At 73.8% G+C, this 14738-nt stretch carries 11 protein-coding genes; 6 read left to right on the top strand and 5 right to left on the bottom strand.

What is annotated here, in order from left to right; all coding sequences use genetic code 11:
* Positions 1-68 precede the first annotated feature (68 nt).
* The gene (gene cobS / locus QCD66_RS08790) at positions 69-839 is read left to right on the top strand and encodes an adenosylcobinamide-GDP ribazoletransferase (RefSeq protein ID WP_407567069.1); all 771 of its coding nucleotides are present in this window, start codon (positions 69-71) and stop codon (positions 837-839) included.
* A gap of 28 nt (positions 840-867) precedes the next feature.
* Here cobS and gcvT read toward each other — a convergent pair whose 3' ends face one another.
* Positions 868-2004 carry a glycine cleavage system aminomethyltransferase GcvT gene (gcvT, locus tag QCD66_RS08785; protein WP_375737339.1) on the bottom strand — a complete coding sequence of 379 codons (1137 nt, stop codon included), beginning with the start codon at positions 2002-2004 and terminating at the stop codon, positions 868-870.
* A gap of 202 nt (positions 2005-2206) precedes the next feature.
* On the opposite strand from gcvT, the gene QCD66_RS08780 reads away from it, so the two are divergent.
* Entirely contained in the window at positions 2207-3781 is a 1575-nt protein-coding gene (locus QCD66_RS08780) for a leucyl aminopeptidase (protein ID WP_364209689.1), read from the top strand.
* A 56-nt stretch (positions 3782-3837) separates the two neighbouring features.
* Here QCD66_RS08780 and QCD66_RS08775 read toward each other — a convergent pair whose 3' ends face one another.
* Positions 3838-4161, bottom strand: coding sequence for a hypothetical protein (locus QCD66_RS08775; protein ID WP_364209686.1), 324 nt, complete (start codon positions 4159-4161; stop codon positions 3838-3840).
* Between the two features lie 223 nt (positions 4162-4384).
* On the opposite strand from QCD66_RS08775, the gene lpdA reads away from it, so the two are divergent.
* The 3 genes from lpdA to QCD66_RS08760 all read left to right on the top strand — a co-directional run bounded on the left by lpdA (position 4385) and on the right by QCD66_RS08760 (position 9495).
* Positions 4385-5776: a dihydrolipoyl dehydrogenase gene (gene lpdA / locus QCD66_RS08770; RefSeq protein ID WP_364209683.1), complete on the top strand. Its 1392-nt coding sequence runs from the start codon at positions 4385-4387 to the stop codon at positions 5774-5776.
* Between the two features lie 71 nt (positions 5777-5847).
* Complete coding sequence (gene sucB / locus QCD66_RS08765) at positions 5848-7665, top strand: 2-oxoglutarate dehydrogenase, E2 component, dihydrolipoamide succinyltransferase (protein WP_375737238.1); 1818 nt, start codon at positions 5848-5850, stop codon at positions 7663-7665.
* Between the two features lie 927 nt (positions 7666-8592).
* On the top strand, positions 8593-9495 hold the full coding sequence (locus QCD66_RS08760; protein WP_364209677.1) for a TIGR01777 family oxidoreductase: 903 nt from the start codon (positions 8593-8595) through the stop codon (positions 9493-9495).
* A gap of 79 nt (positions 9496-9574) precedes the next feature.
* On the opposite strand, the gene QCD66_RS08755 is transcribed toward QCD66_RS08760, so the two are convergent.
* The 3 genes from QCD66_RS08755 to QCD66_RS08745 form a co-directional block, all read right to left on the bottom strand.
* Positions 9575-11020, bottom strand: coding sequence for a PHB depolymerase family esterase (locus QCD66_RS08755; protein ID WP_375735853.1), 1446 nt, complete (start codon positions 11018-11020; stop codon positions 9575-9577).
* 201 nt (positions 11021-11221) lie between these two features.
* Entirely contained in the window at positions 11222-11614 is a 393-nt protein-coding gene (locus QCD66_RS08750) for an SCO5389 family protein (protein ID WP_364209672.1), read from the bottom strand.
* A gap of 112 nt (positions 11615-11726) precedes the next feature.
* Positions 11727-12695, bottom strand: coding sequence for an ATP-binding protein (locus tag QCD66_RS08745; RefSeq protein ID WP_364209670.1), 969 nt, complete (start codon positions 12693-12695; stop codon positions 11727-11729).
* A gap of 120 nt (positions 12696-12815) precedes the next feature.
* On the opposite strand from QCD66_RS08745, the gene QCD66_RS08740 reads away from it, so the two are divergent.
* Entirely contained in the window at positions 12816-14738 is a 1923-nt protein-coding gene (locus QCD66_RS08740; RefSeq protein ID WP_375735852.1) for a DUF2079 domain-containing protein, read from the top strand.

The raw sequence follows: 14738 nt of genomic DNA, 5'->3' as shown, positions 1-14738 counted from the left end.
GGGCCAGGCCGACGGCCGGCACGACGCCGCCCCGTCGGGGGCCGGGACCGCCGGGGAGCCCGCGCACGGTGGCTGACGGGCGGCTCGGGGCCGGAATCCGGCTCGCCGTCACCACGTTCACGGTGCTGCCGGTGCCGGCCGGCCGGATCGACCGGGCCACGGCCGGCGTCGCGATGGCCGTGGCACCCGCCGTCGGCGCCCTGCTCGGCGTCGTACTCGGCGGGGCCCTGGTCGGCCTGTCGGCGGCCGCCGCCCCGGCCCTGCTCGCCGGCGCGGTCGTGGTCGCGCTGGGCGCCCTGCTCACCCGGGGCCTGCACCTCGACGGGCTGGCCGACACCGTCGACGGGCTGGGGTCGTACCGGGACCGGGCCGGCGCCCTGGAGATCATGAAGAAGCCGGACGTCGGCCCGTTCGGCGTCGCCGCGCTGGTGCTCGTACTCCTGGTGCAGGCCGCCGCGCTGGCGGAGCTGGCCCGGCGGTCGCCGGGCGCGGCCCTGGCCGCCGTGGTCGTGGCGACCGCGACCGGCCGGCTGGCGGTGACCTGGGCCTGCCGGCGGGGCGTGCCGGCGGCCCGCCCGGACGGGATGGGCGCGCTGGTCGCCGGCACCGTCGGCCGGCCGGCGCTGGCCGTCGCGACGGCGGCCGTCGTGCTCGCCGCCGTCGCCGCGGTGCCCGCCCGCCCGTGGCAGGGGCCGGCCGCCGTGCTGGCCGCCCTGGCCGTCGCGGTGCTGCTGGTCGCCCACTCCGTACGCCGGCTCGGCGGGGTGACCGGTGACGTGCTCGGCGCGGCGGTGGAGGCCGGCACCACGGTGGCGTACGCCGGCCTGGTGCTCGGCTGAGGTCCCCCGCGCCGCGGGGACGGGCCGGCTAGCGCACCGACGGCTCGACGAACGGCGGACGCACCACCCGCATCGTCGACCGCCGGCCGCGTACGTCGACCTCTACCGTGTCGCCCTCGGCCAGCCCGGCGGCGGTGTCGAGCAGCGCGAGCCCGATCCCGACCCGGCGGGTCGGCGAGAACGTACCGCTGGTCACCTCACCGACGACCGTGTCACCGGCGTGCACCGCCATGTGCGGGCGCGGGATGCCCCGGTCGAGCGCGAGCAGGCCCCACAGGGTCCGGCGCGGCCCCGCCGCCTTCTCGGCGACCAGCGCGTCCCGGCCCCAGAACGCCGGCTTGTCCCAGCCGACCGCCCAGCCCGACCGGGCCTGCACCGGCGTGATCGACAACGAGAGGTCCTGGCCGTGCAGCGGGTACCCCATCTCGGTCCGCAGCGTGTCGCGGGCGCCGAGACCGCAGGCCCGGACGTCGTACGACGCACCGGCGGCGAACAGCGCGTCCCACACCGCGACCGCGGCACCGACCGGCACCACCAGTTCGTAGCCGTGCTCGCCGGTGTAGCCGGTGCGGCACACGGTGAGGTCCGCCCCGGCCAGCGTCGCCGCCGCGAAGCTCATGTAGTCGTGCCCGGTCGGCAGGTCGAGGGCGGCCAGCAGGTCGGCCGACCGCGGCCCCTGCACGGCGAGGACGGCGTGGTCGAGGTGCTCGTCGGTGACGGTCAGCGTGGGCGGGGCGGCGGCCACCAGCCGGCGGACGACCTCGGCGGTGTTGGCCGCGTTGGGGACGAGGAAGACGTGGTCGTCGGCGTGCAGGTAGGCGATGATGTCGTCGACCACGCCACCGGTCGCCGCGTCGCAGCACAGCGTGTACTGCGCCCGGCCGGGCCCGATCCGGCGCAGGTCGTTGGTCAGGCCGGCGTTGACGAAGTCGGCCGCCCCCGGCCCGGTGATCCGTACCTTGCCCAGGTGCGACACGTCGAAGACCCCGACCGCCTCCCGTACGGCCGCGTGCTCCTTCAGCACGCCGCCGCCGGCGTACTCCAGGGGCATCTCCCAGCCGCCGAAGGCGGCGAACTTGGCGCCGAGCGCGGTGTGCCGGTCGTGCAGGGGTGAGCGGCGCGGCGGGGCGCCGGGGGTGGTGGCGCCGGTCGAGTCGTCGGTCATGGTGGGCAACCTACCCGGCGCCCGTCTGGGGTGCGGTGCCCGTCCCGGCGGCGGCGCACCGCTGACCTGGGTGGCGGCGGTGCGTCGGCGTTCGGACGTACGGGTACCGGGACATGACCGGCGGGAGACGGGTAGGTTGCGCCGGAGACGTTCATCGCCGCGCCGCACACGATGCGGGCGGCCAGGCCGCCGGAGACGCCGAGTGACATCGCCCAACAGCACCACCCTCAGCCTGGTCGACACGGATCCCGCCGAGCTCGCCGTCGACGCGATCGTCATCGGCCTGCACAGCCGGACCGAGCCGGAGGACGGGCCGGCCGGCGCGCTGCTGCTCGCCACCGGTGCCGAGAGCATCGCCGTGGCGTTCGACGGCCGGCTCACCGAGACCCTCGCGCTGCTGGGGGCGACCGGTGCCCCGGGTGAGGTGACCAAGCTGGCGACCCTGGGTACGGTGACGGCTCCGCTGGTCGCGGCCGTCGGCCTCGGCGCCGAGCCGAGCGGCGCGGCGCCGGCACCGGAGACGCTGCGGCGGGCCGCCGGCGCGGCCGTACGGGCCCTGGCCGGCGCGGGCACGGTGGCGCTGGCGCTGCCGCTGCCCGACGACGAGGACGCCCCGCCCGCGCTGCGCGCGGTGACCGAGGGTGCGCTGCTCGGCGGCTACCGGTTCGCCGGCTACAAGACCAAGCCGCAGCCGGGCCGGCGGGACCCGGTCGGGTCGGTGCTCGTGCACGTGCCCGACGCCGCCGACGGGGTGGCGCTCGGCGAGGTGGAGCGGGCGCTCGCGGTCACCGCCGCGGTGGCGCGCAGCCGCGACTGGGTCAACACCGCCCCCAACGAGCTGCGGCCGCCGACGTTCGCCGACGAGGTCGCGGCCGCCGCCGGTGCGGCCGGGCTGACCGTCGAGGTGCTCGACGAGCAGGCGCTGGCGCAGGGCGGCTACGGCGGCATCGTCGCGGTCGGCCAGGGCTCGGAGGCGCCGCCGCGACTGGTGAAGCTGTCGTACGACCCGGACGTGGCGCCGGAGGCCGGGGCGACCCGGCGGGTGGCGCTGGTCGGCAAGGGCATCACCTTCGACACCGGCGGTGTGTCGATCAAGCCGGCCCAGGGCATGTGGGAGATGAAGTCCGACATGGCCGGTGCGGCGGCGGTGGCCGCGACGATGCTGGCCGTGGCGGCGCTGCGCCCGGCGGTGGCGGTGACCGCCTACCTGCCGATGGCGGAGAACATGCCGTCCGGCACCGCCTACCGGCCCGGCGACGTGGTGACGATGTACAACGGCAAGCGGGTCGAGGTGCTCAACACCGACGCCGAGGGGCGGATGGTCCTCGGCGACGCGATGGCCCGGGCGTGCGAGGACGGCGCCGACTACCTGCTGGAGGCGTCGACGCTGACCGGCGGCCAGGTGGTGGCGCTGGGCAAGCGGGTGGCCGGGGTCATGGGCACTCCGGAGCTGTGCGAGCGGGTCCGCACCGCCGGTGACGCGGTCGGCGAGCCGGCCTGGCCGATGCCGCTGCCGGACGACGTACGCAAGGGCATGGACTCCGACGTCGCGGACATCTCGCAGGTCAACGCGGGGATGGACCGGGCCGGCCACATGCTTCAGGGCGGCGTGTTCCTGCGCGAGTTCGTGACCGACGACGTGTCGTGGGCGCACATCGACATCGCGGGGCCGTCCTACCACGCGGGCGAGCCGACCGGCTACTGGACCAAGGGCGGGACCGGAGTGCCGGTGCGTACCCTGCTCGAACTGATCGACGACATCGCCGCCAACGGCTGACGCGGATCACCCGGCCCCGTCGTCGCCACCGACGGCGGGGCCGTACCGTGCGCGGGTCAGCCGTCGGGGCGCCGCTTGCGGCGCTCGTTGAAGTCACGCATCCGCTGTGGATAGCCGACCAGGCGGACGTCGTAGATCGGGATCGCCAGCTTGTGGGCGAGCCGGCGGGCCGCCTCGGGGCTCTCGATCCGGCGCCGGGTCCACTCGCCGTCGTAGGCGATCAACATCACGGTGGTCTCGGTCATCACCGTACGGGGTTCGATGAACGCCTCGACCCCGCGCCTCGACCGGACGAACTCCTCCAGGTGGGAGACGTCCTCGCGTGTCGTCGGCCGATCGCCCGCGCCACCGCTCGCCCGCTTGCGCCGAAACCAGGCCACCCGACATCTCCTCCCCAGGGCTGTCGCGTACGTCACCCGTCGAACGCCCGCCGTGTGGTTCACTTCGGCCGTGCGTGACGACACGGGCAAGCGTACGTCCCCGCGACGTGTCCTTGGGCACCTCGTTACCCGACCTGCCAGCGCAGGTGACAAGATGACCGAGGCGAGTCTGCCCGTTTACACGGATGACCCTCGTAGCAGCGACGCGACCTGGGAGTAAATTGTGAGTGAGCCGAACGGCGGAACCTTCGACGTCGTCATTCTCGGCGGCGGCAGCGGCGGTTACGCGGCCGCACTGCGGGCCGCGCAGCTTGACCTGACGGTCGCGCTGATCGAGAAGGACAAGCTCGGCGGCACCTGCCTGCACCGTGGCTGCATCCCGACCAAGGCCCTCCTGCACGCCGGTGAGGTCGCCGACCAGACCCGCGAGTCCGAGCAGTTCGGCGTCAAGGCGGAGCTGATCGGTGTCGACATGGCCGGCGTCAACGCCTACAAGAACGGCGTCGTCTCCCGGCTCTTCAAGGGCCTGCAGGGCCTGGTGAACGGCTCCAAGAAGATCACCCTGGTCTCCGGTGCCGGCAAGCTGGTCGGGCCGGACACCATCGAGGTCGACGGCGCCCGCTACACCGGCCGCAACATCATCCTGGCCACCGGCTCCTACTCCCGCACGATCCCCGGCCTGGAGATCGACGGCCAGCGGGTCATCACCAGCGAGCACGCCCTCGAACTCGACCGGGTTCCGGCGTCGGCGATCGTGCTGGGCGGCGGCGTCATCGGCGTCGAGTTCGCCAGCGCCTGGAAGTCGTTCGGCGTCGACGTGACCGTCGTCGAGGCGCTGCCCCGCCTGGTGGCCGCCGAGGACGAGGAGTCGTCGAAGGCGCTGGAGCGGGCCTTCCGCAAGCGCGGCATCGGCTTCAAGGTCGGCAAGCCGTTCGAGAAGGTCGAGCACACCGACAGCGGTGTCAAGGTCACCATCGCCGGCGGCGAGGTCCTGGAGGCCGAACTGCTGCTGGTCGCGGTCGGCCGCGGCCCGACGACCGCCAACCTCGGCTACGAGGAGCAGGGCGTCCGCCTCGACCGCGGGTTCGTGCTGACCGACGAGCGGCTGCGCACCGGGGTCGGCAACATCTTCGCCGTCGGCGACATCGTGCCCGGTCTCCAGCTCGCCCACCGCGGCTTCCAGCAGGGCATCTTCGTCGCCGAGGAGATCGCCGGCCTGAACCCGGCGGTCATCGACGAGGACGGCATCCCGCGGGTCACCTACTCCGACCCGGAGCTGGCGTCGGTCGGCCTCACCGAGGCCAAGGCCAAGGAGAAGTACGGGGCCGACAAGGTCAAGACCTACAACTACAACCTCGGCGGCAACGGCAAGAGCCAGATCCTCAAGACCGCGGGCTTCGTCAAGCTCGTACGGGTCGAGGACGGCCCGGTCGTCGGCGTACACATGGTGGGCGCGCGGGTCGGCGAACTGATCGGCGAGGCCCAGCTCATCTTCAACTGGGAGGCCTACCCGGCCGAGGTGGCACAGCTCGTGCACGCCCATCCCACGCAGGGCGAGGCGCTCGGCGAGGCACATCTCGCCCTGGCCGGCAAGCCCCTGCACGCGCACGCCTGACCATCGTCATCCCGCGCCCGGCCAGCCAGGCCGGGCGACCTTCGCACCAGGCCACAAAGGAGTCTTGAGAGATGCCGGTATCGGTCACCATGCCCCGGCTGGGAGAGAGCGTCACCGAAGGCACCGTCACCCGCTGGCTCAAGCAGGAGGGCGACCGGGTCGAGGTCGACGAGCCGCTGCTTGAGGTCTCGACCGACAAGGTCGACACCGAGATCCCGTCCCCCGCGGCGGGCGTGCTCAGCCGGATCGTGGTGAGCGAGGACGAGACCGCCGAGGTCGGCAGCGAACTCGCGGTGATCGCCGGCGAGGACGAGGCCGGCGGTGCCGGGGAGCAGCCGGCCGCGCAGGAGCCGAAGGCCGAGGAGCCGAAGGCCGAGGAGCCGGCCGCCGAAGAGCCGGCCGCCGAGCAGCCGTCGACCGAGGCGGAGAAGCCGGCGCCGGCCGCCGAGGAGAAGCCGGCCGCGCAGGCCGGCGGGGAGACCACGGTCGTCCGGATGCCGGCGCTCGGTGAGAGCGTCACCGAGGGCACCGTGACCCGCTGGCTGAAGGAGGTCGGCGAGCAGATCGAGGCCGACGAGCCGCTGCTCGAGGTCTCGACCGACAAGGTCGACACCGAGATCCCGTCGCCGGCGGCGGGCACGCTGCTGGAGATCAAGGTTCCGCAGGACGAGACGGCCAACGTCGGCGCGGAGCTGGCCGTGATCGGTGCGGCCGGTGCCGCCCCGTCCGGCGGCGAACCGTCCGGCGGCGCGCCGGCCGCGCAGCCGGAGGAGCCGACCGCGGGTGCGTCGTACGCCTCGCCCGCCCCGGAGGCGGAGAAGGCGGCGGAGCCGGCAAAGGCCGAGCAGGCCGCCCAGCCCGCGCCGCCGAAGCCGGCCGCTCCGGCGCCGGCACAGGCTGCCCCGGCACAGGCTGCCCCGGCTCAGGCGAACGGTGCCGCCGAGGGTGGCTACGTGACCCCGCTGGTCCGCAAGCTCGCCGCCGAGCACGGCGTCGACCTGGCGTCGCTGTCCGGCACCGGGGTCGGTGGCCGGATCCGTAAGCAGGACGTGCTCGACGCGGCCGAGAAGGCCAAGGCGGCCGCCGCCCAGCCGGCTCCCGCCCCGGCCGAGGCCAAGCCGGCCGCCGCCGCGAAGCCGGCGCCGAAGGCCGAGCCGAGCCCGCTGCGCGGCCGTACGGAGAAGATCAGCCGGACCCGCGCGGTGATCGCCAAGCGGATGTTCGAGTCGCTCCAGACGTCGGCACAGCTCACCACGGTGGTCGAGGTCGACGTGACCAAGATCGCCAAGCTGCGCCAGCAGGCCAAGAACGACTTCCAGCAGAAGAACGGCGTCAAGCTGTCCTTCCTGCCGTTCTTCGCCCTCGCCGCGATCGAGGCGCTGCGGACGTACCCGGTGGTCAACGCGCGGCTCGACCTCGACGCCGGGACGATCACCTACCCGGACGGCGAGCACCTGGGCATCGCGGTCGACACCGAGAAGGGCCTGCTGGTCCCGGTGATCCGCGACGCCGGTGACCTCAACCTGGCCGGCCTGGCGCGTCGGGTCGCCGATGTCGCCGAGCGCACCCGCAGCAACAAGATCGGCCCGGACGAGCTCTCCGGCGCCACCTTCACGCTGACCAACACCGGCAGCCGGGGCGCCCTGTTCGACACCCCGATCGTGCCGTCGCCGCAGGCCGCCATCCTCGGCACCGGTGCGGTCGTGAAGCGGGCGGTCGTGGTCGACGACCCCGACCTGGGCGAGCTGATCGTGCCGCGCTCGATGATCTACCTGGCACTGTCGTACGACCACCGACTGGTCGACGGCGCCGACGCCGCCCGCTTCCTCAGCGCGATCAAGGAGCGGCTGGAGGCCGGCAACTTCGAGTCCGAACTGGGCCTGGCCTAAGCGTCTTGTCCAAGGGTGGGGCGGGCCAGCGATGCTGGCCCGCCCCACCCTTTTCCCCACCAAGATCCGCGTGATCAGGGAGTACGTCGAGCGTGTCGTCGGCGTGCCGGAGTGCAAACTCCCTGATCACGCGGATCTTGTGTGGAAGCCACTGGGATGGCGGCGCCGTGCGGCGGGACGGCGCCGTGCGGCGGGACGGCGCCGTGCGGCGGGACGGCGCCGTGCGGCGGGACGGCGCCGTGATCGTCTGCTGTTCAGGCGCTCCTGGTACGGCGTGTCGAGTGCCTGAACAGCAGACGATCAACGCCGGTGGCCGGCTCGGCTCCGGGCGGAAACTCAACGGCGGCTCGGCGCCCAGCGGAAGGCCAACGGCCCGCTCCGCCATGGTCGACGGGATGCCGCTGTCGCGGTCCACAGCGAATTCGGCGTATCCACATCGAATTCGCTGTGGGGTTCACCGGTCATCCCTCCTCCCGAGTCGCCGCCCAACGAAGTCCACGGGAACGCCGGTGATCGGTCGGCACACAGGCCAGCCGTCCGCCAGCCCTGGCCAGCCCCAGCGGATCCAGCCCCAGCGGCGAGTCTTCGACGGCCGCTCGACCAGTGCACCGCCCGCGATTGGCCCCGGCTCCCGTACCGCCCGCGCTTCGCCTTGGCCCCGCACCGCCCCCGGCGCGCCCCACGTGCCTGGTCCACAGCACCCTGCTCCACACCACCCCTGGTGCACCCGCCCCCGTAACCCACGCCACCCCCGGCGCACCACCCCCGCCCGCCCCGGTCCCGCATCGCCCCGGCGCCTCACCACCGTCGGCGCACGACACGCTCCCAAGATCCCGGTGATCAGGGAGATACGGGCACGACGCGCCGATGACACGCTCGACGTACTCCCTGATCACGCGGATCTAGGGTTTCCGCGAAGATGGACGCATGCGGATTCTGATCGCCGGCTCGTCCGGCTTCCTGGGCAGCCGGCTGGTCGCGCACCTCACCGACGAGGGGCACGAGATGCTCCGGCTCGTCCGCCGGGAGCCGCGCGGACCGGGCGAGGTCCGCTGGAACCCGTCGGCCGGGGAACTCGACCGGGCCGTACTCGCCGGTGTCGACGCGGTGGTCAACCTGGCCGGCGCCGGCGTCGGTGACCGGCGCTGGACCGACGCGTACAAGTCTCTGATCCGGTCCAGCCGGGTCGACACCACCTCGACGCTGAGCCGGGCGGTCGCCGCCCTGCCGGCCACAGACCGCCCGAGGGTGCTGCTCAACGCCTCGGCCGTCGGCTGGTACGGCGACACCGGCGACGAGCGGGTCGAGGAGGACGCGCCGGCCGGTGAGGGCTACCTGGCCGACGTGTGCCGGGTCTGGGAGGCGGCCACCGGCCCGGCGGAGAATGCCGGGGTACGGGTGGTCCGGCTGCGTACCGGCTATCCGCTGCACCGCGACGGCGGTTTCATCAAGCCGCAGTTGCTGCCGTTCAAGGCGGGTATCGGGGGCCGGTTCGGCAGCGGCCGGCAGTGGGTGCCGTGGATCTCGCTCCACGACTGGCTGTGGGCGGTCTCGTTCCTGCTCGACCGTGACGATCTCGCCGGCCCGGTCAACCTGGTCGGCCCGGCACCGGTGACCAACGCGGAATTCACCGACGTCTTCGCCGCCCAGCTGCACCGGCCGGCGATCCTGCCGATTCCCGCGTTCGGGCTGCGGATCGTGCTGGGCGAGTTCGCGACCGAGGCGCTGAGCAGTGCCCGGGTGTTGCCGGGGGTGCTGTCCGGCGCCGGCTTCGAGTTCCGCCACCGGACGCTGCCGGAGGCGATGCGGGCCGCGTTCCCCGAGCCATGATCCGCGTGATCAGGGGATATTGACCGCGCCGCGCCGACGACACACGCGACTTGGTCCCTGATCACGCGGATCATGGGGGTCAGCAGCCGATTACCCAGGTCTGGGGGGCGGTCTGCTTCAGGGCGGTGGTGTGGAAGGTGTTGTAGAGGCCCATCCGCTGGGCGGAGCCGAGGGCGTACGCGTACCCGCCGGAGTGGTAGGCACGGCCGGCCTGGACGTGCGCGTAGTTGCTGGCGGTGACGCAGACCGGGGCCGTACCGCCGGTGGTGGCCGACACCGGCGCGGAGCGGGCGCCCTCGCCGCCGGCGTTGAGCGCGCTGACCGCGTACGTGTAGGTGGTGGCCGCCGCCAGGCCGGAGTCGACGTAGGTGGAAGCCGAGATGGGGCTCGCCGTCACCCGGGTGCCGCCCCGGTAGACGTGGTAGCCGGTGGCGCCGGCCACCGCGGTCCAGCCCAGGGACACCGAGGCGGCGGTGGTGCCGGTGACCCTGAGCCCGGTAGGCGCGGCCGGGGCGCCGGGGTTGCCGGGCCCGCCGGGTCCCCCGCCGCCGTCGAGGCCGAAGAAGAGCGCGTCCCGGTACGCGGAGCAGATCGTGTCGAGGAAGTACGCCCCGGCGGTGCCGCACTGGTCGGCGCCGCTGCCCGGGTCGACCGGGGTGCCGTGCCCCATCCCCGCGACCTTGTAGAGGCGCACCTGGTCGGCGCCGTACGTTTCCAGGGTGGTGCCGGCGGGCAGCGTGGCCGTGCTGGTCGGGGTCTGCGGTACGCCGAGCACGTCGGTGAACTGGTCGCGCAGCGCGGTGCCGTTGGCCGGTACGACGACGGCGTCGGACTGGCCGTGCCAGATCGCGACCTTCGGCCGGGCGCCGGTGTGGCCGGGATGGGCGGCGCGGACCAGGTCGCCCCACTGGCGCGGGGTCTTGGCGACCGCGGTGTACATGCAGGTGTACGCGTTGACCTGGGAGGTCGCGCAGCGGTACGGGATGCCGGCGACGACGGAGCCGGCCGCGAACACGTCGGGGTAGGTGGCGAGCATCGTGGCGGCCATCGCGCCGCCGGCGGACAGCCCGGTGACGTGGACGCGGGCCCGGTCGCTGCCGAAGTTGGCGACCGCGTGGTCGACCATCTGCTTGATGGACAGCGGTTCGCCCTGGCCACGCGCGGTGTCGCCGGTCAGGAACCAGTTGAAGCAGGCGTTGGCGGCGTTGGCCGAGGTGGTCTGCGGGTAGACGACGGCGAAGCCCCACTGGTCGGCGTACTTCTGCCAGCCGGAGTTGGCGTGGTAGGCGGCGGCGTTCTGGGTGCAGCCGTGCAGGGCGACGACGAGCGGCGCGCCGGTGGGCAGGCCGTCGGGCCGGTAGGCGTACATGGACAGGTTGCCCGGGTTGGAGCCGAACCCGGTGATCTGGGTGAGGGTGGCGGCCCGGGCCGGCGTCGCGACGGCGAGCACGGTCGCGGCGGCGACCAGCGCGACGGTGAGGGCGCGGGCGAGCCGGTGGGGTGGCGCGGTGGCGGGACGGCGCACGACGGCCTCCTGACGATCGACTGTGGGCTGAGTCACTCCCGATTGCCAGGAAGTTACGGGTCGATGTCAGAAAAATGACATAGCCGACGATCACACATTTACCGGCACCACTGTGTGGGCGCCGGCCCGGCGGCCTGGACGCGACCCCGGGCCGCCGGCCGACCGCCCGCGGGCACCGGGGCCCGCGGGCGGTGGCAACGGTCAGCAGTCGCGCAGTTCCGGCGACTGGTTGCGGATCTGGCCGACCGGCGAGACGAACCGCCGGTACACCTCACCGCCGACCGCCGCCGGCCGGAACGCGGCGACCCGGTGGCAGTTCTGGAACGCGAGCCGGACCCCGAAGTGGCGCTCCAGCCCACCGCGGATCGCGTCGCTGGCCAGCGCCCGCAGCAACTGGCCGCGCTCGGCCTCGCCGGGCGGCGGCACCGCGTGGTCGGCGAAGTCGGCGGTGCCGGCCGTCGCGCGGGCGGCCACGTCGGACACCACCGTCCACGCGTACGGCAGCGAGTGGCGTACGCAGTCGACGAACTCGGCGTCGTCGACCTCACCGGTGGCGGCCCGCGAGAGCAGGGCGGCGGGTACGTCGAGGGACATGGGAACTCCTTCTTCTGACGGAAAACGGGCCGGCGCCGGGTCCGGCGGCCGGCGACGGTTCAGCGGCCGGGGACGGCCAGCGGGCAGGAAAGACCCAGCGGACGGGGACAGTTCAGCGGGCGGCCCGGACCAGCGGGTCGGGTCCGAGCACGAAGGCCGGGTCGACCTGCCGGGCGAGGTCCTCGCCGACCTTGTCGTTGGCCCAGGCGTTGGCGTTGCGCAGGTGGAACTCCACCGCCTGCCGGGTGTAGGTGGCCCAGTCCTTGGGGGCCGCGTCGGCGGTCTCCCGCAGCACCTCCAGGGCCCGCCGGTTCGCCGGTTCGAGCGCGTCGACGGGGCGTACCTCGCCGCGCTCGGCCGCCTTGACGTAGGCGGAGCGGCCGATCCAGGTGAGCAGGTCGTCGCCGACGTGTTCGCGCAGGAACGCCACGTCGGACTCGTCGTCGACCTTGTTGCCGACCACGTGCACGCGTACGCCGAAGTCGCGGGCGTGGCCGACGTACTGCCGGTAGACGCCGACGCTGCGCACGGTGGGCTCGCAGACCAGGAACGTGGCGTCGAAGCGGGTGAACAGGCCGGAGGCGAACGAGTCGGCGCCGGCGGTCATGTCGACCACGACGTACTCGCCGGGGCCGTCGACGAGGTGGTTGAGCATCAGCTCGACCGCGCCGACCTTGGAGTGGTAGCAGGCGACGCCGAGGTCGGCGGTGGCGAACGGTCCGGTGACCGCGAGGCGTACGCCGCCGACCTCGCGCACCAGGGCGTCGTAGACGGGGTTGGGGCCGGCGACGGTCAGCAGCCGGGAGCCGCCGCCGGGCGGGGTGGTCTTGACCATGGTGGCGGCGGAACTGATCCGGGGGTTGTCGCCGCGCAGGTGCTCCTTGATGTCGGCGAGGTGGTCGCCGAGCGCGGGCAGCATGACGGCCTCCTCGTCGCTGGCGCCCAGCGCCACGGCGAGGTGCTGGTTGATGTCGGCGTCGATGGCGAGCAGCGGGGCCGGCAGGGCGGCGAGGTGGCGGGCGAAGAGGCCGGCGAGCGTGGTCTTGCCGCTGCCGCCCTTGCCGACGAACGAGATCTTCACAGGTACGGGTCTCCCGGAACGTTGATGCACGGTCAATTGAATTGATAGTCATTTCCAATAACGCGGTCAAGGTTACCCACGAACCGGGCGTGTCGGGCGCTTCTTGGTAACCTGCGGCCCGTGCCGATCGCTCCCACCCCGGTCACCGCGCCCCAGCCGGACGACACCGCCCGCCCGGCCCCCGACCAGACCGCCCCGGCCGCCGCCGGCCGCCGTGCCGGGCTGCGGGCCGACCTGCTCTTCGCCGCCGTCGCGATCGGCCTGGCCGCGTTCGTGACCAGCGGCCTGTGGACCGACCTCGGCCGGCGGTCACTCGCCGCGAGCACCAGCGACCAGACGTTCTTCGAATGGCTGCTCGCCTACGGCCCGTACGCCCTCACCCACGGCCAGGACCCGCTCTTCGCCGACCTGCTCAACGTCCCGTACGGCGTCAACCTCGGGATGAACACCTCGATCACCGTGATCGCGATCCTTTTCGCCCCGGTGACGTGGTTGTTCGGCGCGACGGCCGCCTACGTCACGGTGCTCACCGGCAACCTGGCCGCCAGCGCCTTCGCCTGGTACTGGGTGCTCTCCCGGCACCTGGTCCGGTCCCGGCTCGCGGCGGCCGTCGGCGGCCTGCTCGCCGGCTTCGCCCCCGGCCTGGTGTCACACGCCAACGGGCACCTCAACTGGACCGCCGGCTGGCTGGTGCCGCTCATCGTGTGGCAGGTGCTGCGGCTGCGCCAGCCCGGCCGCTGGCTGCGCAACGGTGTCGTCCTCGGCCTGCTGGTCGCCGCCGGCTTCTCCATCGCCGCCGAGGCCCTCTTCTTCACCGCCATCGCCTGCGGGATCTTCCTCGGCACCTGGGCACTGTCGCGGGCCGTACGCGCCGAGGCCCGCGCCGCGCTGCCGCCCCTGCTGCGCGGGCTCGCCGTCACCGCCGTGACGTCCGCGGCCCTGCTCGCCTATCCGCTGTGGCTGCACTTCGCGGGGCCGCAGCGCTTCCACGGCACCGGGTACGACGCGGTCATCCACGCCGAGGACCTCGCCGGGTACGCGGCGTACCCGATCCGGTCGCTGGCCGGCGTGCTCGGCCTCGACACCGAACTGGCCGCCAACCCGACCGAGGAGAACTCGTTCCTCGGCGCCGGCCTGCTGGTCCTGGCCGTCGTCTGCCTCGTCACGCTGTGGCGGCGGGCCGATCCCGGACGGCGGGCCACCCTGCGGGCCCTCGCGGTCACCGGCGGGGTGTTCGCCGTGCTGTCGCTCGGCCCCAAGCTCAAGATCATGGGTACGGTCACCGGGATCCCGCTGCCGTACGCGCTGCTGGACGACGTACCGCTGTTCGACGCCGCGCTGCCCAGCCGGCTGGCGCTGGCGGTCGCGCCGATCTTCGCCGTACTGCTCGCCCTCACCGTCGACCGGCTCACCGGGCGCCAGCCGGCCGTCGACACCGGCGCGGACGCCCCCGCCACGGACGCCCCCGCTACGGCGGGTGGCGGGCGGTCCCGGGCGGTCACCACGGCGTGGATCGCCGGCTTCGCCGCCGCGCTGCTCCCGCTGACGCCGATGCCGCTGCTGACCGTCGACCGGCAACCGGTACCCGCGTTCATCACCTCCGGCGCGTGGCGCGACCACGTCTCCCCCGGCGGGGTGCTCGTGCCCGTCCCGCTGACCCTCGACATCACCCCGGACGCGCAGCGCTGGCAGGCGTACGCGCTGGCGCACCGGCAGGGCGAGTTCAGGCTGCCGAGCGGCTACTTCCTCGGCCCGGGCGGCCCGGCCGGCCGGGGCCGGATCGGACCGCTGCCCCGCTTCACCGACGGGCTGCTGCTGGAGGTGGCCCGGACCGGGAAGGTACCGCCGATCGGCGCGGCCGAGCGGGCCGGCGTACGCGCCGACCTCGACTACTGGGACGCCGAGGCGGTGGTCCTGGCCGACCACGTGTTCGGCACCGCGTGGCCGGTACGGCAGGACGCGCTGCTGGAGCTGATGACCGAACTGCTCGGCCCGCCGGAACGCGTCGAGGACGTCTGGCTCTGGCAGCCGACCGATGGCTGA

The organism is Polymorphospora sp. A560, assembly GCF_045781765.1.
In the GTDB taxonomy this organism is placed as follows: domain Bacteria; phylum Actinomycetota; class Actinomycetes; order Mycobacteriales; family Micromonosporaceae; genus Polymorphospora; species Polymorphospora lycopeni.
The sequence above is the reverse complement of the archived record's forward strand: the minus strand, read 5'-3'. Positions and strand labels throughout refer to the sequence as shown.